Source organism: Paenibacillus sp. FSL L8-0708, from assembly GCF_038009325.1.
Lineage (GTDB): Bacteria > Bacillota > Bacilli > Paenibacillales > Paenibacillaceae > Paenibacillus_AQ > Paenibacillus_AQ odorifer.
In genome coordinates, this window is the sequence record NZ_JBBPBC010000001.1 from 7,446,909 (window position 1) to 7,466,301 (window position 19,393).

The 19,393-nt window shown below is 44.4% G+C and carries 19 protein-coding genes and 1 riboswitch; of the genes, 7 read left to right on the top strand and 12 right to left on the bottom strand.

What is annotated here, in order from left to right; all coding sequences use genetic code 11:
• Window positions 1-29: 29 nt before the first annotated feature.
• Window positions 30-133, bottom strand: a riboswitch (purine riboswitch).
• A gap of 160 nt (window positions 134-293) precedes the next feature.
• Window positions 294-1,241 (bottom strand): sugar-binding transcriptional regulator, encoded by a 948-nt coding sequence (locus tag NYE58_RS34865; RefSeq protein WP_076276278.1) that lies wholly within the window; start codon window positions 1,239-1,241, stop codon window positions 294-296.
• Between the two features lie 196 nt (window positions 1,242-1,437).
• Between NYE58_RS34865 and NYE58_RS34870 the strand changes: the two genes are divergently transcribed.
• The 4 genes from NYE58_RS34870 to NYE58_RS34885 all read left to right on the top strand — a co-directional run bounded on the left by NYE58_RS34870 (window position 1,438) and on the right by NYE58_RS34885 (window position 5,397).
• Window positions 1,438-2,406 carry a Gfo/Idh/MocA family protein gene (locus tag NYE58_RS34870; protein ID WP_341004120.1) on the top strand — a complete coding sequence of 323 codons (969 nt, stop codon included), beginning with the start codon at window positions 1,438-1,440 and terminating at the stop codon, window positions 2,404-2,406.
• Window positions 2,407-2,535: 129 nt separating this feature from the next.
• Window positions 2,536-3,078, top strand: a complete 543-nt coding sequence (locus NYE58_RS34875; protein WP_081383190.1) for a hypothetical protein — start codon at window positions 2,536-2,538, stop codon at window positions 3,076-3,078.
• Between the two features lie 209 nt (window positions 3,079-3,287).
• Window positions 3,288-4,496 (top strand): MFS transporter, encoded by a 1,209-nt coding sequence (locus NYE58_RS34880; RefSeq protein WP_076105088.1) that lies wholly within the window; start codon window positions 3,288-3,290, stop codon window positions 4,494-4,496.
• A 58-nt stretch (window positions 4,497-4,554) separates the two neighbouring features.
• Window positions 4,555-5,397: an aldo/keto reductase gene (locus NYE58_RS34885; protein ID WP_341004121.1), complete on the top strand. Its 843-nt coding sequence runs from the start codon at window positions 4,555-4,557 to the stop codon at window positions 5,395-5,397.
• A 4-nt stretch (window positions 5,398-5,401) separates the two neighbouring features.
• Here the strand turns inward: NYE58_RS34885 and NYE58_RS34890 are convergent, their stop codons facing one another.
• The 4 genes from NYE58_RS34890 to rlmN all read right to left on the bottom strand — a co-directional run bounded on the left by NYE58_RS34890 (window position 5,402) and on the right by rlmN (window position 8,627).
• Window positions 5,402-6,331: an AEC family transporter gene (locus tag NYE58_RS34890; protein WP_076276281.1), complete on the bottom strand. Its 930-nt coding sequence runs from the start codon at window positions 6,329-6,331 to the stop codon at window positions 5,402-5,404.
• 156 nt (window positions 6,332-6,487) lie between these two features.
• Window positions 6,488-6,967: a transcription elongation factor GreA gene (greA, locus tag NYE58_RS34895; RefSeq protein ID WP_036682220.1), complete on the bottom strand. Its 480-nt coding sequence runs from the start codon at window positions 6,965-6,967 to the stop codon at window positions 6,488-6,490.
• 222 nt (window positions 6,968-7,189) lie between these two features.
• Window positions 7,190-7,477 carry a DUF6509 family protein gene (locus NYE58_RS34900; protein WP_036682221.1) on the bottom strand — a complete coding sequence of 96 codons (288 nt, stop codon included), beginning with the start codon at window positions 7,475-7,477 and terminating at the stop codon, window positions 7,190-7,192.
• 79 nt (window positions 7,478-7,556) lie between these two features.
• On the bottom strand, window positions 7,557-8,627 hold the full coding sequence (rlmN, locus tag NYE58_RS34905; protein WP_036682223.1) for a 23S rRNA (adenine(2503)-C(2))-methyltransferase RlmN: 1,071 nt from the start codon (window positions 8,625-8,627) through the stop codon (window positions 7,557-7,559).
• A 155-nt stretch (window positions 8,628-8,782) separates the two neighbouring features.
• Here rlmN and NYE58_RS34910 point away from each other — a divergent pair, with 155 nt between their 5' ends.
• Window positions 8,783-9,841: an endonuclease/exonuclease/phosphatase family protein gene (locus NYE58_RS34910; protein WP_076202063.1), complete on the top strand. Its 1,059-nt coding sequence runs from the start codon at window positions 8,783-8,785 to the stop codon at window positions 9,839-9,841.
• 16 nt (window positions 9,842-9,857) lie between these two features.
• Here the strand turns inward: NYE58_RS34910 and NYE58_RS34915 are convergent, their stop codons facing one another.
• From NYE58_RS34915 to NYE58_RS34930, 4 genes are all read right to left on the bottom strand, one after another.
• Window positions 9,858-11,111 (bottom strand): polysaccharide deacetylase family protein, encoded by a 1,254-nt coding sequence (locus NYE58_RS34915; protein ID WP_341004122.1) that lies wholly within the window; start codon window positions 11,109-11,111, stop codon window positions 9,858-9,860.
• A 5-nt stretch (window positions 11,112-11,116) separates the two neighbouring features.
• Complete coding sequence (locus NYE58_RS34920; RefSeq protein ID WP_239498760.1) at window positions 11,117-11,806, bottom strand: hypothetical protein; 690 nt, start codon at window positions 11,804-11,806, stop codon at window positions 11,117-11,119.
• A gap of 208 nt (window positions 11,807-12,014) precedes the next feature.
• Window positions 12,015-12,680 (bottom strand): glycosyltransferase, encoded by a 666-nt coding sequence (locus NYE58_RS34925; RefSeq protein WP_175617270.1) that lies wholly within the window; start codon window positions 12,678-12,680, stop codon window positions 12,015-12,017.
• A gap of 134 nt (window positions 12,681-12,814) precedes the next feature.
• Window positions 12,815-13,171: a nucleotide excision repair endonuclease gene (locus tag NYE58_RS34930; RefSeq protein ID WP_036682230.1), complete on the bottom strand. Its 357-nt coding sequence runs from the start codon at window positions 13,169-13,171 to the stop codon at window positions 12,815-12,817.
• Between the two features lie 255 nt (window positions 13,172-13,426).
• Between NYE58_RS34930 and NYE58_RS34935 the strand changes: the two genes are divergently transcribed.
• Window positions 13,427-14,917, top strand: coding sequence for a peptide MFS transporter (locus NYE58_RS34935; protein ID WP_076219954.1), 1,491 nt, complete (start codon window positions 13,427-13,429; stop codon window positions 14,915-14,917).
• A 67-nt stretch (window positions 14,918-14,984) separates the two neighbouring features.
• On the opposite strand, the gene NYE58_RS34940 is transcribed toward NYE58_RS34935, so the two are convergent.
• Together NYE58_RS34940 and NYE58_RS34945 are read right to left on the bottom strand one after the other, a co-directional pair.
• Window positions 14,985-16,400, bottom strand: a complete 1,416-nt coding sequence (locus tag NYE58_RS34940; RefSeq protein WP_341004123.1) for a hypothetical protein — start codon at window positions 16,398-16,400, stop codon at window positions 14,985-14,987.
• 163 nt (window positions 16,401-16,563) lie between these two features.
• Window positions 16,564-17,316 carry an SDR family NAD(P)-dependent oxidoreductase gene (locus tag NYE58_RS34945; protein ID WP_038573803.1) on the bottom strand — a complete coding sequence of 251 codons (753 nt, stop codon included), beginning with the start codon at window positions 17,314-17,316 and terminating at the stop codon, window positions 16,564-16,566.
• Window positions 17,317-17,503: 187 nt separating this feature from the next.
• Here NYE58_RS34945 and NYE58_RS34950 point away from each other — a divergent pair, with 187 nt between their 5' ends.
• A complete protein-coding gene (locus NYE58_RS34950) occupies window positions 17,504-18,145 on the top strand; it encodes a TetR/AcrR family transcriptional regulator (RefSeq protein ID WP_076124124.1) in 642 nt (213 codons plus the stop codon).
• 124 nt (window positions 18,146-18,269) lie between these two features.
• Here NYE58_RS34950 and NYE58_RS34955 read toward each other — a convergent pair whose 3' ends face one another.
• Window positions 18,270-19,391, bottom strand: coding sequence for a nitric oxide synthase oxygenase (locus tag NYE58_RS34955; protein ID WP_341004124.1), 1,122 nt, complete (start codon window positions 19,389-19,391; stop codon window positions 18,270-18,272).
• Window positions 19,392-19,393: the final 2 nt, after the last annotated feature.

Genomic DNA, 19,393 nt, shown 5'->3' on the forward strand with positions numbered 1-19,393 from the left:
AGTCCTTCCATAGTCAGGAAGCGGAACCCTAGATGCGCTATTTCACTCATAGTCGGATAATTACAGTGGTTATCCGGTAGAAACTTATGGGCCATATTCCCAAGATTATATGAGTTGACAAGCAAATATAAGGATAATGTATAATGTGAAACTTATATTTTTATAAATGTTCAATATGAATACCTTGTATATCTTACACGCTCTGTCTGGTGCTTACAAGCAAAATTTTAAGCAATTTACATGCCATTTTCAGGTTATTTTCACGAAATTCAATTGTTTACATTTAGTAGTTACTACTCCAATATCTTCTGCGCTGTTTCTTGGGTCGTTACAAGTACATTCATATAACCCCCATTTAGTGCCCCAAGGATCCCCGTTACCTTCTCAAGTGACTCCGCTACACCAATCGAATACCGTGCTTGCTTAATTTGCTCCAGCTCAATGGTCAGTGTTCGATCCGATATTCCGGTATGCACGGGAATCCCGTTGCCATCATAGAATCGTGAACAGATGTCACCAGCGACCTTTCCATTCTCCAGCTCAGCAATCACTGCATCGCCATAAAAACCGCGCCACGCCTCTTCCCCTTTCATTTCCGGCGATCCGATGCCGAACACAGCGATATCCAGATGGTCCCACGCCTTGGCAATGGTCTGATAATACTGGGAATTCATCAGTTGATCTCTAGTTTCCTTTTGCTCCGTGATCGCTGGAACATCAATCATTAACGAGCGCGCACCCCATTTTAGAGCAGCTTGATAACAGATGTTATTTACATGGTACCCGCTCTCCATCTTTCCTGATGGGCCGCCGACCGTAGGTACACAGGTTACAAATGGTCTCTGGGCTTGTGTTAGGCTATCTACGACGGCAGCTAAGCTGCTTCCCCAAGAAAATCCAATCGTATCTTTCGGGAGAAGCACTTGCTCGAGCCATCTCGCACAGGCTTGTCCTATAGCTTTGCGTTTAATCGTGCTGGACTGTGCAGGATCTACCTCGACAACAATGGCTTCCCGTAGCCCGAACCGCTCCTTCAGCTCCTGCTCCAATGTAAAATGATCGCCAGTATCGTAATTAATAGTTATTGTAACGATCCCTTCTTCACGTACCCTCTTTAGCATCCTGCTGATGGTGGTACGATATATACCAAGTTGGCTGGAGATTTCACTCTGCGTTAAATTCTGTTCATAATACATTTGTGCTATTTTAATAAGCAGCTTCTTATCTTCTTTTCGATCCATGTTACAACGCCCCCGCGTATTCAACAGTTTGACGGATTTAGACCCCCCCGCTATACTGTAGACGATTGTTTTGCACATTTATTATTATAATGCACAAATGTGCTTAATATTAAAACTTTTATGAAGATGAATGGTTCAGATGGAATCAAGGTATCTCTAAATAAAAACAAAAAATCAAACAAGTGAGGTGCTGGAAATGAACCCTTTAAAGTGGGCAATTGTCGGTCCAGGAAGTATAGCTGCCGAATTTGCGGCTGCGCTGAATGAAACGGGAGGAACGTTGTATGCGGTTGGGTCGCGAAGCTTGGAGAAAGCACAACAATTCGCTAATCAATATGGAGCCACGAAAGCTTATGGCAGTTACAGTGGAATGCTGCAAGATCCTGCAATTGATGTAGTGTACATCTCTACGCCACATAGCAATCATTATGAATACATCATTGAAAGCTTACAGAATAACAAACATGTTCTCTGCGAAAAAGCAATCACGGTGAACAGCAAACAACTTCAAGAAGTCACCCGACTTGCCGCTGAAAAGGATCTGGTTGTGGCCGAAGCTATGACCATCTACCATATGCCACTGTATAAGAAACTGCGGCAGCTCATTGATGACGGCATCATCGGGCGCCTCAAAATGGTGCAGGTCTCCTTTGGCAGCCATAAAGAATATGATGTGAACAACCGTTTCTTCAGCAAAGATCTGGCGGGCGGAGCACTGCTGGATATTGGGACATATGCGCTGTCCTTCACAAGATTCTTCCTGTCCAAACAGCCCCATGAGATTCTTACTACGGTAAAACAATTCGAGACAGGAGTGGACGAGCAATCCGGTATTATTCTTAACAATGCGGCAGATGAAATGGCGGTAATCTCCCTTACAATGCGCTCCAAAATGCCTAAACGGGGGGTGGTTGCAGGAGAGCTCGGATTTATTACCGTAGACAATTTCCCGCGGGCCAGCAAAGCCACCATTCAATATTTGGATGGCACAGTAGAGACGATTGAAGCTGGAGATACAGCCAAAGCTTTGCAATACGAGATTGAAGATATGCAGCGGTATATTGCAGATAAAAGCCATAAAGAGACCCTCAACCTCTCCTTGGATGTCATGGACATTATGAGCAATGTCCGGGAGCAATGGGGGATCAAATATAGCTTTGAATAAATAAACCGTTTAGTAGGCAGCTAACTTAGGCAAATGATTGTTTTTCGAGGTAGATCGCCCGTATTCATCACTTATTCCCCCCATCTGCATTAATGTTAATGAAGTCAAAGTATGGGAGAGTGAATATGGGTGGCCTATAAAAGAGACCGGATCGTTGTCATTATTCAAAAAGGAAAACGGCGCATAATTACAAGGACCCCCCTCCACGGAGTGGACAGATTAGTCTTTGTCATCAACAATCAATATACGAACGCCCCCAACACTACACAAATTGCAAGCGGTGCAGGGCGCAGCAGCGCAAGCGGCAATAATGCCGCCATTGCTTCTCCCTATACACGCCAACAACAAAGTGTCGGCGCAGGCGGTGATGCGACTAACCTAGGCAGCGGGGGCTACAAACGCGGCAAAGCTAAGCCCCTCTTATTATATCCCTATCGCAAAGAAGTTGTGGTCGTTATCAATACCCAGACGGTTAAACTGCCTAAACGGAGCCAGAATGCCTCCGCAACTCAGGTAGCAAGCGGAGGCGGAACGTTCAGCACCGGCGGAACAAACTCCGCTATTGAAAGCCCAGGAACAAGACAGCAGCAGGCGGTTGGTGGAGGATCGGGTGGGCACGCCACTAACAAAGGCACAACTAAACGGCGCCACCTCAAACAACGGTCTCGTTAACCCTATTGGGACTATATAACAAGCATAGCAAAAAGCATGGGCAAACCTGACTAGATCAGGGTGCCCATGCTTTTTGCGGTTTGGCGAGTTGCGCTATAGGTACTTTTTAGTACCTATAGCACTTTAAAGTACGTACTATACTTAATGGACAGATCTCTTCATAATAGCACTTACCGGCCGGTGATTAACACAGCGTAGGAGTGAAAGAAATGTCCTTAGATAAAAAAAGAAGCACCTTGGCGCTCTTAGCTCTAGCCATTAGTGCCTTTGCGATTGGTACCACTGAGTTTATCAGTGTGGGGCTGCTGCCTCTAATCGCCACGGATCTGCATATACCGGTAACCACAGCCGGGTTGACCGTTACTTTATACGCTTTAGGAGTAACTTTTGGCGCACCCATCTTAACGTCGCTAACCACGTCGATATCGCGCAAAACCTTACTGCTAAGCATTATGATCGTCTTTATTATCGGCAATAGTCTTGCGGCGGCTGCGGACGGAATTACATTGCTGTTAATCGCGAGAGTAATTTCCGCTCTGGCCCATGGCTTGTTCATGTCGATTGCTTCGACTATTGCCGCCGATCTCGTGCCTGAGGATCGTAAGGCCAGTGCCATTGCCATCATGTTCACTGGACTTACAGTAGCTACTGTTACGGGCGTTCCACTAGGTACGTTCCTTGGCCAACAACTCGGCTGGCGTGCTGCATTTGTTGCTATTATTGCTATCGGGCTTATAGCACTCATCGGCAATCTGATCCTTGTTCCTTCATCCGGGCTGCGCAAAGGCACCCATACACCCCTTCGTGAGCAAGTTAAGCTGGTCACCAATGGGCGTTTACTGCTTGCCTTCGCAATTACGGCTTTGGGCTATGGGGGCACATTTGTAGTCTTTACTTATTTATCACCCCTTCTGCATGAGATCAGCGGCTTCAAAGAGAATACAGTCGCCGTAATCTTGCTTGTATACGGCATTGCGATTGCCATCGGGAACGTGATTGGAGGTAAAGCCGCCAACCGCAAACCGATGAATGCTCTATTCTATATGTTTGCAGTCCAAGCTGTCGTCTTATTTGTCTTAGCTTTTACCGCACCTTACAAGGTTGCCGCACTGATTACGATCTTCTTTATGGGACTGTTAGCTTTCATGAACGTGCCCGGCTTGCAAGTACATGTCGTTACGCTTGCAGATCGATATGCGCCAAGTGCACGAGATGTAGCTTCTGCATTAAATATTGCTGCTTTTAACGCTGGTATTGCCATTGGTGCGTACCTTGGCGGCATCGTCACAGATCATATGGGACTGATTCATACCACTTGGGTAGGTGCCATCATGGTTCTGTCCGCTGTATTACTAACGGCATGGAGCCGTGCTCTGGAGAAGAAAGATGAGGCTCCTCTCCAGACTAAAGCTGCTTAAAGAGCAGTCCATTAACAACCCAAACAAACTTTTAAATATCTTAGGAGGTTACTTTATTATGGCTCAACATCTACAGGATACAACTACATTACACAACGGTGTAAATATGCCTTGGCTAGGGCTTGGCGTATTTAAAGTGGAAGAAGGCGCAGAACTGATACAAGCGATCAAATCCGCTATTAGACACGGTTACCGCAGCATTGACACTGCCGCAATTTATGAGAATGAAACAGGCGTGGGACAAGCCATCCAAGAGGCTCTGCAAGAGAACAGCTTGTCCAGAGAAGAGCTTTTCGTAACCTCAAAGGTCTGGACCGCAGATATGGGCTACGAAGAAACCATTGCCGCCTACGAGGCTAGCTTAGCTAAACTCGGACTTGAATACCTGGATTTGTACCTTATTCACTGGCCTGTAAAAGGAAAATATAAAGAGTCTTGGAGAGCGCTTGAAACGTTGTATAAAGAGGGCCGGGTAAAAGCCATTGGGGTCAGCAACTTCCAGATTCACCATCTTGAAGATGTACTGAAGGATGCTGAGATTAAGCCGATGGTCAATCAAGTTGAATTACATCCTTATTTGAATCAGCAAGAGCTGCTCGACTTCTGCAAAGAGCAAGGAATCCAATTAGAAGCTTGGTCTCCGTTAATGCAAGGTCAATTGTTCGATCAGCCTGTACTGAAACAAATTGCCACCAAACATGACAAATCCGTCGCTCAGGTTATTGTCCGTTGGGACCTGCAACGGGGGATTATCACCATTCCTAAGTCTACTAAAGAACACCGGATCATCGAAAATGTAGACGTGTTTGATTTCAAATTATCTGACGAGGATATGACTCTAATTAACTCTCTCAACCAAGATCAGCGGGTAGGTCCAGACCCAGATCATTTTGATTTCTAAGGGATTACGCACCTTGCACTAACACTATAAGCACCGGCAACACGAGAAACGAAGCAAGCGTCGTCCACAAAATACATTTGGATACCAGCTCCGGTGAGGCATTAAAACGCTCGGCTAGCACGACGGCGTTGACGGCAACTGGCATAGAAGCCAAAATCAGCAGCACAGAGAACAAGGTTCCGGTAATTTGCAGGGTCGATAATCCGAGGTAAGCCACTAGCGGCGCTAAGATTAATCGAATCGACAGCCCAGTCCAAAAAGTAGACTGACCCTTGCGTGCGGATGGCATGTTTCTCACTTTAACCATCTGTGCGCCAAGGATCGCCAGTACCACCGGTGAATATCCTCCAGCTACCAAGGCAACCCCTGTAGCCACCTCTGCAGGCAAATGCAGGCCAAAGATACGGAGAAGAAGGGCCAACAGAGCTGCGTAAATGGCAGGAAGTGAAAAGACCGATTTCACTGCATTTTTTACCGAGAACTGAGATCTTGCTGCAAAATAAACGCCTATCGTATTCACGATAATCATCTGTCCGATCACATATACAGAGGCCTTATCGAGACCAAGCTGTCCGAAAGCTAGCAACACCAGCGGAAGTCCATAATTCACGCTATTCGTAAACGTTGAAATCAAGGTCAGACCGGATACTTCGGATGGATCTAGCTTCAATAATTTGCCGACTATATTCGCAATCGCCCATAAGAAGATTAGATTTAGAAGCGAAAAGGCGAGCGTCTTATAAATATCATCCATGGATATCTCTGCAGTAGCCAATGTATTTAAAATAATTGCCGGCGTTAAAAAGTATAGATAAAGCGTCAATAACGGCTTCGTATCCAGATTCTTAAACCGCCCAAGTAGGGCACCCACGATCACAGGAATGGACAAAGGCACGATGACTTGGTATAACGTCGATAACACACTTTGGATCATGAATAGAACTCCTCTGCTGTAGGTTACTTCAAACTATAAGCGTAACAGCGCAGAACGTCTAAGATATGAAATCAATATATCTCATAGCCAAAACCTATCATACCAGCAAAAAAGCTCCCAACCCTTACAAAGGGTTGGGAGCTTTTCGGTATATTGTTACATCATTTTGATCTCAAGCAACTCATATTTAATGATGCCCATCGGTGCATTTACACTAACAATATCGCCGACCTTTTTACCCAGCAATTCCTTGCCTAGCGGGCTTTCATAGGAAATCTTGTTATTAAGAACATCTGCCTCAGCAGCTCCAACAATTCTATATTCGATCTTCTCCGAATATTCGATGTCATTCAGAATAACAATACAACCCATACTAACCTTTGACAGATCCATTTGGCTCTCATCCACGATCTTGGCTTTGGTCAACATTTTCTCCAGAATCATAATACGAGTCTCCATGAACGATTGATCGTCCTTGGCCGAATGGTACTCACTATTTTCCTTCAAGTCTCCATAGCTGATCGCCAATTTAAGCCGTGCGGCCAATTCCTTACGCCCTGCGCCTTTCAATTCCTTCAGCTCTTCCTCTAATTGAGCCAACCCTTCTTTGGTCAAGAACACTTCTTCATTAGACATGTATACAACTCCTATTTTGGATGCTTTATAATATTTTAACCGATATATCCCAAACTTGCGAAAGATCTTACAAGAAGAAACAACATTGTCGTCCTTAAAGGACGACAACCATTTCTCGTAGAAATATAAAGATACTTTAAAGTACAAAACATATAAATGCTTATATTTTAAAAAAATCCCTGCCACAATGGAACATTGGGCAAGGAGGTCAATGCTGCTTAATTATTCTGGCAAATGCTCTTTACAAAAAAGGAGTAACGCTTCTTCCTCGTCCTCTTCCATATCGAAATCGAGCAGTTGACCTGAAGTTGTCTCCTGTAGATCATAACTTACGATGCTGACTTGATCTTCATCCACCTTAATAATCGCTCTAGCGGATACTCCGTTCTCTACATACAGCTCATCATCCTCTGGAACGTCCAGTTGAACGACAAATTCATACCGTTTACCGGTTAGTATACCGAAAGGATCTTTTACATTCTCCACATTATAGCCCGTAAATGTCAACATAACTCAATCAACCTCTTTTCCTAATACCTGCCACGTCATTGTATCACAAAAAGTAACATATTGTTGTCGAGATAGTCCGTCAAGCCATGGCTTTGGATTTCTTGATTTGTTTGCTTCGCAGCTGTCCGCAGGCAGCATCAATATCCACACCATGCTCCAGACGAGTGCTTACGCTGACACCCTGCTTCTTCAAGGTATCAAAAAAGGCCCGCACCGTCTCCCGCTCGCTTCTTTGATATTGGCTGTGTTCATCCACCGGGTTATAAGGAATCAAATTCACATTGACGAGCGGGCGTCGATCGCCAATCAGCTCGGCCAGCTCAAGCGCATGCTCTCTGCCGTCGTTTACATCCTTCATCAGAATGTATTCCAGCGTAATTCTCCGCTTGGTTTTCTCCAAATAATAATCTATAGACTCCATTAGCTTCTCTATTGGAATGGCCTTGTTAATCTTCATGATCTGCGTCCGCAGTTCATTATTAGGGGCATGCAAAGAAACCGCCAGGTTCACCTGCGTATTCGCATCCGCAAATTCAACGATTTTGTTAGCCAATCCGCTCGTTGATACGGTAATCCCTCTACCTGCAATTGCTAGTCCCTTGTGATCTTTGACAATCGCCAGGAAATCGAGCAGGTTCTTGAAGTTATCGAATGGCTCGCCAATGCCCATCACTACGACGTGACTGACCTTTTGATCCAGGTTCGCCGCATCCAGATGCTGCTGGACCTTCATAATCTGCTCCACAATCTCTCCGCTGGAGAGATCCCGGCTCTTCGCCAATAGCCCACTTGCACAGAAGCTACAGCCGATATTGCAGCCCACTTGCGTGGTTACACATACAGACAAGCCGTATTTCTGTCTCATAAGCACGGTCTCGATCAGGTTGCCATCCTTTAGGCGGAACAGGAACTTAATCGTCCCATCCGCAGATTCCTGCTTCACATGTTCTTCCAAGGTATGAATGACAAAATTCTGCTCTAATAATTCTACACAATCTTTATTTACATCGAGCATCTCCGAAAAGTCTGTAATCCGCTTCCGATAAAGCCAATCCCAGACCTGCGTAGCCCGAAACTTTTTATGTCCACGTTCTAACAGCCATGCCGCCAGTTGATCAAAAGTTAATCCATAAATGGATTCTATATTCATTCGTTATCCTCTTTTCAAAACGTTAAAGTTCAGACCATCATTACTCATTGTCTCAAATTTTTTTTATTAAAACAAGGGGAGTTATTGGGTTGTGTCGAAGTTTACACCATTAAAGTCTGTTCTATGAACATGTATCTAAGGAGCGATGGAATCATATGGGTTCAACAAGAATAAAAGCAATCAGCCTCACCCTTCTAGCTGCCGTTCTAATCCTTGGCGGTTTTTTAGTGTATATTACTCTCACTGACTATAAACCACAGGAGATTACTACACTTACTGTAAACAATAATCCGCAGCAAGTAATGAAGCAGGGAGAGTCCTTTTCTGTAACTACCTTTAATATTGGCTACGCCGGGTTGGATAAAGGCCAAGATTTCTTTATGGATGGCGGAACAAAGTCACGCTCAAGCAGTAGGGAACAAACGAAGATAAACCTTGAGGCCGTAGCGTCCCTAATGACAGCTACAGACTCGGACCTGTTCATGCTGCAGGAGGTCGACATCGATTCTTCCCGTAGCAACGGTATAGATGAAGTCTCTTACTTGTCGAATAAGTTCGCTGATTACAGCAATGTTTTCGCGACCAACTACAAGGTACCTTGGGTACCGCTTCCTGTTCTTGATCCGATGGGCTCGGTGAACAGCGGTTTATTAACTTTATCCCGTTTTAACAGCACAAGTAATATTAGATATGATCTCCCGGGCAAAGAAACCTGGCCTCGCCAACAATTTGATCTCGACCGTGCTTTTGTGGAGAGCAGATTCCCCGTTGATAATGGAAAAGAACTGATTCTAGTCAATCTTCATTTATCAGCCTTTGACCAAGGCGGAACGATTCGCAAACAGCAATTGGAGTATTTATCGGCTTATATCAAGAAGGAGAATGACAAAGGGAATTACCTCATCTTAGGGGGAGATTGGAACCATTCCCTTCCGGGTACAGCTCCTGATGCTTTCGAGACAACGCAGGATTGGCCGCAATGGCTGCAAGAATTCCCTGAACATTTCCAACAGGGCTTTCAGTGGGCTGTAGATGCCAAGGTACCCTCCGTCCGGACGCTCGATGTTGCCTATACAGAAGGTGTGAATTTCCGCGCAGTGATTGATGGCTTTCTAGTCTCACCAAACGTCAGCATAAGCGGCGTACAGGGTCATGAGTTATCCTTCGAACACAGTGATCACAACCCTGTAACAGCCACTTTTATTCTGCAATAACATGGATTCTCTGATTCTATTTAAAAACAACAAATTTCAGGTTTTTCTCTTGGAAATACTTAATGATAGCGGGCAAAGCTTCTACAGTAATCTTCTTTTCGTGAAATAGATAGACTCCGCCGGACGGATCGGCATGATGAACATATTGAAGAATATCCTCTGGGTTCTTGACGTTCCAATCCTCGGGATCACGATTCCACAATAATACCTTCATCTGCTGTTCCGTCACCTTGGCGGTTAACTTGTCATTGATCGCCCCATATGGCGGCCGAAAAATAGTAATCGGTGATTGTGTAATTTCCTCCAGCGCCTGATTAGTCTTCGCCAAGTTAATCCGGTTCTCCTCAACGCCATTAGCAGTCATTTTGCTATGATCCCACGAATGACTCCCAACCGACATCTTATGCTCATTAGCATACCTAACGGCTTCCGCATTATGAGCTACCTTATTCCCAATGAATAAAAAGGTGGCAGCCACCTTATGTTCTACTAGAATATCTACGATCTCTTTCGTATACTTTGACGGTCCATCATCAAATGACAAAGCAACATAACCCTTTGGCAAACTATACAAAAATTCATTCTCAGGTAATTCATACTTTTCGTACGGTAATGTCTGTTCTTGAGGAGGGACTGAAGGTTCTGGTGTAGGCTCGGCTTGCTGGTTATGAACCGATATCGTCTGCGCAAGGGTAACGAACGGTACCGAAAGTAATGGCTCAGAGTTGGCCTCTAATACGGGTTCGTCCAGCGCTTCAGCACTATCTACGAGTTGTCCATCCATTCGCAGAGGTAACACAAATATCAAACAAGCGAACATGAGACACAGCAGTGCAACCAGTCCAATTCGTTTGGTCTTCTTTCTGCTTATCCTATGCCCTGGTTCTGTAGAGGGAAGCATGGTCTGAACTACCCTCTCCTCTTCTGCTTGAGGATAGTCCTGCTGCTTTAATTGAAGAAGTTGGGTTACATAATTTTCAGAACAGGCAAAATACAATGTTTCGCTGTAAGCTCTGTTCATTATAATCAGCGTGCTGTAGTAACTATTCCGAAACGGATCCCACTTCGGATACAGCGACAATCTCATTCTCCCTCCGGAAAAGGGACCTAGCGCCTTCAATTGTTCGTATGTAAATTCATCTATGGTGAGCTTGCTTCTTGCGTACCCAACATTACGGGTTAGACCTACCTCAATCTGATAACCGGCCTGTTCATGCTCAAGCGACAGTAACTCAATCATTAGAATGGTGTCCGGTTCCTTAGATGCCATGAATCCTATGTATCTCCGTTTCCATCGTTTCGATCCGTCAGACTACTGCCACTCCCAAAAGGAACCGTCATCCGATTGGTGAAATCGCTGATCATACCCGAGAGATACGCCTTTTCTTGGCGAATCGTATCGTACTTTTGTTTTAGATGTGCATTCTCAATCTCAACCCGTCCGATTTTCTCTTCCAGATCATTCATCTTTTTGAGTTTCTCTGCATGGGCTTCGTTATGTTTTTGAATCAGATTTACATATTTTTGCTGCTCCAGCTCAATGGTACTCTTCAATTCCTCAATCTCAGCTGTGAGCGTAGTTTGAAGCTCCCGGTAATCCTCCAGCACTTGATCGACCTTCAAATTTCTCTCAATCAACTTATGCTCAAGCTCGCGGACATTCTTTTCTCTTTCCTCAATAACCTTATTGAGGTTCTTCATATCCCGGTTTAAGCGCTCCACATGACTGCTGGAATGGGTTAACCGATCCTGAAGCTCATTAATATTGGTCTCCGCATGTTGTCTGGCCTGAATAATCTGTTCCACGGAGAAGATCAAATCGAGTGATTTTTTATCAAGCTGAGCTTTGCCTGTAGTAACCAATCCAGCTAAAGTCTCGTCCGAGGTCTTTTCTTCTATTTCTTCGACCTGTTCATCTAATAATTGTACCTTTTGAACCATATCCGACTTGGATTGCTTATCCACTGAATCTTTCTTTTTAAAAAAGGGGGAAATCATCGATTTTATCACCTCAATTATAAAAAAATGTCAAAAAATGTCGAGTGCCCACGAGTCTATTATAGTTTACTTATCTTGTATGTAAGTGAGCCTTTATATCTAACTTTCTGAAATGCACCTAAAGACCTATTCTCTTCTGCAAAATAAAAAAAGCACCCCTTCGGGTGCTTTGATTTCAATTGAATTTATCGGGAAATTGTTTGATCAATCCCTCGGTTAAGATATCTGCGAACATGATCATATGTTCCAGCCCTTTATCAAATGCGGCAATTTCGGCATCCCAATCCTTTTTAACTCTAGCTGTCACGTCATCAGTAATCAATTCCAGATGTTCATGAAGCATTTCCTTTAATTGTTCATAAGAATATTTGGGGTTCTGGCTACTAAGAAACTTGGCAATGTCATCAGCGTTGGCATACCACTCTTTATTGTATTTTTCCACATCGGCCTGATTTCCAGCCTTTACAGCACCTAGAACTTTTCCGGCAATAAGAATATGCTCCCGCAATAATTGAGCCAGCTTATCTCCAACTGCCTCACCGTAATACGGTTTAAAGACATCCCCTATGTCCTGCTGATTCTGTAACAGCCTTGCCAGTACCTTATCCTTGTCCTCAGAATCTGCAAAGGCGCTAACAATGTAGTTCTTTGTCCATACCACATGATCGATCCATAACTTCCTAAGATTATCCTTAAGCTCAATTACGGAGGGGGTTAAGCATTGCTTGTGGGAGCTCTTTTTCTCTTTAGCTGCTGCAGCATCGGCAATTGTAGGTGTAACACTTACAACCAGAAACATACACAATAAGGTTAGCTTCAACATCAAATACTTATTTTTCAATATGACCTATCTCCTTGTGAACAGTGATGGATTTGAATATCTTGTATATTGTGCACCTTTACTTCCATTTCATTCGCAACTATTCTCAGAACACAAAAAAGCACCATCACGTGGACGGTGCCTGGGTCTTACTTTTATCTAAACATCACTTTATCTACGTTGTATTTAGATTTCAGTTCATTAATGATATAGGTTTCATAGATCTCTCTATGAACTGGACTTTCGATCAAACACACATCAATTCTGGTGACCTCGTCCCGATGTTGCTTGATGTCAGATACGGTGTCTTCAAAATGTTTTTTAATTCTTGGTCTTAGCTTTCTCGCTTTACCTACAAACAACAACTCATCCTGATCATTGTAGAACATAAAGATACCGCCGTAATCTCTCGGAATCAGGTGAAAGTCCGTAAATCCGTAAATATTGCTTAACTGCGGGTTAATTTGTTTAGTAATACTAACATCCGCTTTTGGAATCGTTATGTTGATCATTAGCTCACGTCCTCTTTCTATATAGGAGTAAATAGTATCATAAATCGCTAAGTAAGACCATTCAATCTGGCGCAGTCAAATAAATACAATAAAAGCAAGTTCGATTGATCTAATGGAAATATTACTTAAAAATATAGCATTATTCAAAACCTTCCTGCCCAAGGGTTGCGGTCTTAGACAGGAGAGGATTATAAATAAAATAGAGGCGTTTGCATCATGATATATAGATATTTGTCATCTAGGAGGATTTGATTCATGGCAGTAACAGACCGGCAAAAAATAGTAGATAGCGTCCCGCAAAAGGGTTTCTTCGGACATCCTAAGGGACTTTTCACCCTTTTCTTCACAGAATTTTGGGAGCGTTTCTCTTATTATGGCATGCGAGCTATCCTTGTCTACTACATGTATTATGAAGTGACCCAAGGCGGTCTCGGATTACCTGAAGATATGGCACTTTCTATTATGTCTATCTATGGATCGCTTGTATATATGTCAGGGATCATTGGAGGCTGGCTTGCGGATCGGCTTCTCGGGACTTCGAGGGCTGTTTTCTACGGCGGCGTTTTAATCATGTTCGGGCATATACTACTGGCTATTCCAGGCAATACCACATTGTTTTTTGCTTCGATGGTTTTAATCGTACTCGGAACGGGTCTACTGAAACCCAATGTTTCAAGTATTGTCGGCGAAATTTATAGCGAGCAGGATAACCGCCGTGACGCTGCCTTCAGCATTTTTTATATGGGCATTAACCTGGGAGGATTTCTCTCCCCACTAATTGTTGGCGCAGTAGGCATGAATAATTTCCATCTAGGTTTCTCGATTGCCGCAGTCGGAATGTTTGTTGGACTAGTCGTTTATATTATGACTCGCACAAAAAATCTGGGTCTGGCCGGTACGATTGTACACAACCCTATTCCTGCAGATCAGAAGAAAAAAATCTTTACTTGGATTGGTGTAGGATTAGTTGTACTTGCGATTTTGATTACGATCGGCATTCTTACCGGAGTGCTTACCTTTGAAACATTAATAAAAATAGTAGGGGTATTAGGCTTACTTATTCCTACGATGTATTTTATTATGATGTACCGCAGTCCCAAAACAACGGCCGTTGAACGGTCAAGAATTCTCGCATACATTCCTTTATTTATCGCATCGATTATGTTCTGGGCGATTCAAGAGCAGACTTCCACAGTTCTAGCTAGTTTTGCTGATAAACGGACCCAATTGGATTTTGCAGGCTTACACATTTCTCCTGCTTGGTTCCAATCGCTTAACCCGCTGTTTATTATCACTCTTGCACCTATATTTGCCTGGTTGTGGTTAAAGCTCGGTAACCGTCAACCCTCGATTCCGCAAAAGTTCTCGCTTGGTTTATTGTTTGCCGGTTTATCCTTCCTGGTGATTCTAGTACCTGCTTATTTCGGTGGAGCTAATTCACTTGTGAATCCATTATGGCTGGTACTCAGCTATTTTATCATCGTAATCGGGGAGTTATGCTTGTCCCCTGTGGGCTTATCAGCAACGACCAAACTGGCACCGGCGGCTTTTACCGCTCAAATGATGAGTATGTGGTTCTTATCGAATGCCGCTGCTCAAGCAATTAATGCTCAAATTGTAAAGTTCTATACCCCAGATACCGAAATGATGTACTTTGGAGTAATTGGTGGAGTGGCCCTTATCCTTGCGCTTATCCTCTTCCTATTCTCTTCCAAAATTCAGAATTTCATGAAAGGGATACATTAAAGACACCCAAAGGCTGCCCGAGATCTTCTCGGCAGCCTTTTTTTGGTTTCCTATAGTTATCCAACCTCTACACCAGAAACATGGCGACAATCGTCGTGACTACCAGCCCAATCAATACAGGCTTAACATTCCGTCTCGCCAGCTCAAAGGGGCTTACTCCGCAAATAGCGGCCGCCGGAATCAATGCCCACGGAATCAGCGTGCCTCCACCCACCCAAATGGCAGCTACCTGACCCAGCGCAGTTAAAGTCGCCGCATCGGAATGTGTGGCCACCGCAAACAATTTCCCAATAGACCCGGCAAGTGAAATGCCCGAGAACCCTGAACCATCTAGGCCTGTAATGGCTCCGGTTATAGTTGCGGTCACAGCACCCACTGCGCCGTTCAGAGGAACGTTATGCGCTAGAGCGACCCCTAGATCATTTACAATCCCCTGAGATGCGGCGGGCAGCACTTTGCCGAATAATTCAGCAAACGCCGAATCCCCCAGATAGAAAAAAGCGGCAATCGGTATCACAGGACCAAATACTTTGAAGCCAAACGTAAGTCCATCAATCAGATAAGTAGTTACTTGCTCCAATCCTTTATTACGATGTGCCAACAAGGTTACTACAACCAGAATGAACACCGCAGTACCACCAACTAAGGCAGTTGCGTCTCCACCCTGCAAATCGAGCAGAAACATGCCTGCTACATCGGCTAAAAACAGGATGGGAATGGCGATGGCCAGCCATTGTTTCAATGCTGGATGAATCACCGCTGAATCTTCTGCCGTATCATTCTCTGCAGAAAACGCACTCACGGCACTTTTCCCGGCAATAAGCCCGTCTCGCCAAGTTCCCTTCTTCTGATCTCTGCGCATCATCCAATACGCCGTTATCGTAGTCACCACGCCCATAACAATTACAAGCGGAATACTCGCCTCCATGACACTGGTCACAGAAAGTCCGGCCGCATCTGCTGTTAGTTTAGGTGCACCTTGAATAATGTAATCACCTGAGAGCGCAATCCCGTGGCCAAATAAATTCATTGCCATCGCCGCTCCAAGAGCCGGCAGTCCCACTCGAATGGCAACCGGCAGCAGCACAACCCCGATCAAGGCCACTGCGGGTGAAGGCCAGAAGAACCATGAGGTGACCATCATAATCAGACCGATCCCCCAAAAGGCTATGAACGGTGTGCGCAAAAAGCGGGTAAGTGGAGCAACCATGATTTCGTTAATCCCCGCGCGTGTTAATACCCGGCTCATGGCTACTATAATCGAAATAATCATGATCGTACCCATTAGCTCCTTGGTTGCATATACAAAAGAGTTGAATACACCTGTGACTGAACCACTGACGGTTTCCGTGGCTAACCACCCAAGTACAAAGATGCCCGCAATACAGATCATCGTTGTGTCCCGTCTCTTGATCAGAAGTGCCATTATAAATACGATAAATGCCAGATATACATAATGGAGCGCTGTTAACTGGATGCCCATCTCTGCACCACACCCTTCTCCTACTATCCGAGTGCTATATGGTATGCAGGGGTGTAGGCTAATGTTCGGTAGAAATGGGCCTAAAACAGCAAAAGAAGCCATCCCGTGCGTAGAGAAAATCTACGTATGGGACGGCTTCTTAATGTTTCTTAATTAGAGACTATTATTTAGCTACAACTCCGCCATCAACCGGCAGCTCAACACCTGTAATGTAAGAAGCTTCATCAGAAGCCAAGAACAATACAGCTTCAGCTACTTCAGAAGCACGTCCAACACGTGGCAGCGCAGTCTGAGACATAAAGAAGCTATGCATTTTTTCGTTATTTACAAATTCAGCACTCATTGGGGTTTCGATAAATCCTGGGTGAACAGAGTTCACACGAATGTTATCTTTACCAAAGTCTACAGCTGCTGCTTTACTTAGCATACGAACTGCACCTTTAGAAGCTGTATAAGCACCAGCACCGCTGCTGCCAGTCAAACCTGCGATGGATGAAATATTAACGATGGAACCACCTTTATTGTTCTTCATTTGAGGAACAACATGCTTCATGCCAAGGAATACGCTGCTCACGTTGATGTTCATTACTTTGTTCCATTGATCAACAGTGGATTCGAGCAATTGAACCGGGAATGAGATCCCTGCATTGTTTACCAAAATGTCGATTTTCCCGAACTTGCTAATCACATCTTCTACAACCTTGATCCAGTCTTCTTCGGAAGCCACATTATGTGCATAAGCTGCTGCTTGTCCACCATTTGCTTCAATTTCCTTCACAACTGCTTGTACGGCAGCCTCGTTAATATCAGTGGCTACAACTGTAGCACCCTCTTTGGACAATAAAAGGGCTTCTTCACGGCCCATACCGCTGCCTGCACCTGTAATAATTGCTACTTTATTAGTTAGACGATTCATAATTAGGTCTCCTCTATAATCGTATTGTGATATAATATTTGAGTGATGATAGTCACACTATCACTGTGATATACATCATATCATTTTTACAAAAGAACTACAACCACTCCTTGCTTAATCCAATAAACGGTGGATATAATACTAATAATTGAAAATCCCAATCAAAAAATGGAAGGGTCTAGCCCTCATGAATCCTAAAACACGATACGAAAAAGAAAGATCCGATGGTAAACAGCAACGATTAATTACGATCCTCGAATCCGCAGAACGAGTATTATCACAAAAAGGAATCGAAAAGTCGACGATGCAAGATGTCGCAAGCGAAGCCAATATCGGGATTGCGACGTTATTTCGCTATTTTCCCAGAAAAGAAAAACTCGTAGTGGCTGTAGCCACCCGAATGCTGGAGCCTATGCTCGATCATTTTAAATACGTAGCGGACTTGCCCCTTACTTGTCTTGAACAAATCGAGAAATTATTTGATTTCTTTATTCAGGATCAAAATCATCTAAGTATTATTTTTATGGTCAATTTCGAAAGCTACGCCTCACACTCAAATGAACCTGTTGAGGATGTTCTGAGCTTCAATGCACTCAACCGCAAAATTTGGCATGAATACTCCAGGATCATTCAAAATGGGGTAGAAGACGGCTCTATTCGTGCGGGTCTCCCCGTAAAAGAGACCTTAATTACGCTCATGAATAGCTTTGCCCTCTTTTCCAGAAAACTAACGATGAAAAAAAACATTCTCCTGCTGGAATCGGATCTGGACTCCGACGATCAGCTTGAGCTGCTTAAACAAATTTTTCTGGATCATTTAAAAGCCTAAAAAGCGCCAGTTTCCTTAGGAGGGGAACTTGGCGCTTTTTCTATAGTCAAAACAAAAAGAGACATTTCCAAGGAAATTGCCTCTATCCAGATTCAAGTTGCGACCTATATACTGCCTTCGTTAGCTAGTGAAATGGGCAGGTTGCGACGGGTGATTGTTGATAAAGAAAACGAGGGCTGAAATCATATTCTTTTAACGTACGATCATGCCAAATCGGTGTAGACGAGGGTGACATAGGCGGAATCAACCAGGACCAGCGCCCTGAGACTTGGCGCCCCTGCTCGTTCTCCTGTTGCTGGAATCGAACAAATTGATCTGCTGCTGTATGGTGATCCACGATGCTGACACCTGCTTGCTTGAAGGAATACAGCACTGCGCGATTCAGCTCAAGAAGCGCCCTATCCTTCCAAAGCGTTGTGTTGCTGGAGCGATCCAGTCCCATCACATCAGCTATAGCTGGCAAAGTGTTGTATCGTCCGGTATCCCCTAAGTTACGCGAGCCGATTTCAGTCTCCATGTACCAACCGTTAAAAGGAGCAGCCGTGTACAGAATACCGCCAATTTCCAACTGCATGTCCGCGATAATGGGTACAGAATACCAACGAAGCTGAAGCTCAGCAAAACGTTCAATTTCAGGATGTGTTAACGGTACCTCCTGAATGAAGTGATCAGGAATAGGGAAAACGTAGGGATGCCCGTTGCCAATACTTATCACTAACGGCAACACATCATAATCGCCACCCGTTCCTTGCCAACCTAGTTGCTGGCACATTTTTGTGAATTCATCCGATGCCGGATCGCCTGCACGTCCGTGTTCTTCATCGCCAGGATAACCGGCATAACGAATCAATTGGTGGTTCCAGATCCGAATCCGCTGATTCGGATCTTCTCCGCTGCGGAAGACCGTGATGAGTGAACGAATACGTCCTCCGTTGTTCGCCTTTTCCAGATGTCGCAGCAACGCTTCAGCAACTTGTTCCTCAGTCTCTGCTTGGCGTTCATCGATTAGCTCAATGGATTGCCAAAAAAGACGCCCAATGCAGCGGCTATTGTGGCGCCAGGCCATTCTTGCACCATGCGCTAATTCTTCCGTTGTATGTGTGTAACTGCCTGATTGGTTAATTTCCTCATGTACGGCTAGGATGCGATGATCCGTCTCGGCTTCAGACTTGTCTAGTTCAGCGTAACATTGTCGAATGAAAGCTTCCACCTGCCGGGTTAATTCTTCGATGTGCTTGCCATTCATAT

Coding starts and splice junctions, on each gene's coding strand:
- rlmN (WP_036682223.1), bottom strand. CDS start 8,627: ATGAATATAGAATCCATTTATGGATTAACTTTTGATCAACTGGCGGCA.
- NYE58_RS34880 (WP_076105088.1), top strand. CDS start 3,288: ATGTCCTTAGATAAAAAAAGAAGCACCTTGGCGCTCTTAGCTCTAGCC.
- NYE58_RS34945 (WP_038573803.1), bottom strand. CDS start 17,316: ATGAATCGTCTAACTAATAAAGTAGCAATTATTACAGGTGCAGGCAGC.
- NYE58_RS34885 (WP_341004121.1), top strand. CDS start 4,555: ATGGCTCAACATCTACAGGATACAACTACATTACACAACGGTGTAAAT.
- NYE58_RS34915 (WP_341004122.1), bottom strand. CDS start 11,111: ATGGCATCTAAGGAACCGGACACCATTCTAATGATTGAGTTACTGTCG.
- NYE58_RS34910 (WP_076202063.1), top strand. CDS start 8,783: ATGGGTTCAACAAGAATAAAAGCAATCAGCCTCACCCTTCTAGCTGCC.
- NYE58_RS34900 (WP_036682221.1), bottom strand. CDS start 7,477: ATGTTGACATTTACGGGCTATAATGTGGAGAATGTAAAAGATCCTTTC.
- NYE58_RS34890 (WP_076276281.1), bottom strand. CDS start 6,331: ATGATCCAAAGTGTGTTATCGACGTTATACCAAGTCATCGTGCCTTTG.
- NYE58_RS34940 (WP_341004123.1), bottom strand. CDS start 16,400: ATGGGCATCCAGTTAACAGCGCTCCATTATGTATATCTGGCATTTATC.
- greA (WP_036682220.1), bottom strand. CDS start 6,967: ATGTCTAATGAAGAAGTGTTCTTGACCAAAGAAGGGTTGGCTCAATTA.
- NYE58_RS34865 (WP_076276278.1), bottom strand. CDS start 1,241: ATGGATCGAAAAGAAGATAAGAAGCTGCTTATTAAAATAGCACAAATG.
- NYE58_RS34955 (WP_341004124.1), bottom strand. CDS start 19,391: ATGAATGGCAAGCACATCGAAGAATTAACCCGGCAGGTGGAAGCTTTC.
- NYE58_RS34950 (WP_076124124.1), top strand. CDS start 17,504: ATGAATCCTAAAACACGATACGAAAAAGAAAGATCCGATGGTAAACAG.
- NYE58_RS34930 (WP_036682230.1), bottom strand. CDS start 13,171: ATGATCAACATAACGATTCCAAAAGCGGATGTTAGTATTACTAAACAA.
- NYE58_RS34870 (WP_341004120.1), top strand. CDS start 1,438: ATGAACCCTTTAAAGTGGGCAATTGTCGGTCCAGGAAGTATAGCTGCC.
- NYE58_RS34935 (WP_076219954.1), top strand. CDS start 13,427: ATGGCAGTAACAGACCGGCAAAAAATAGTAGATAGCGTCCCGCAAAAG.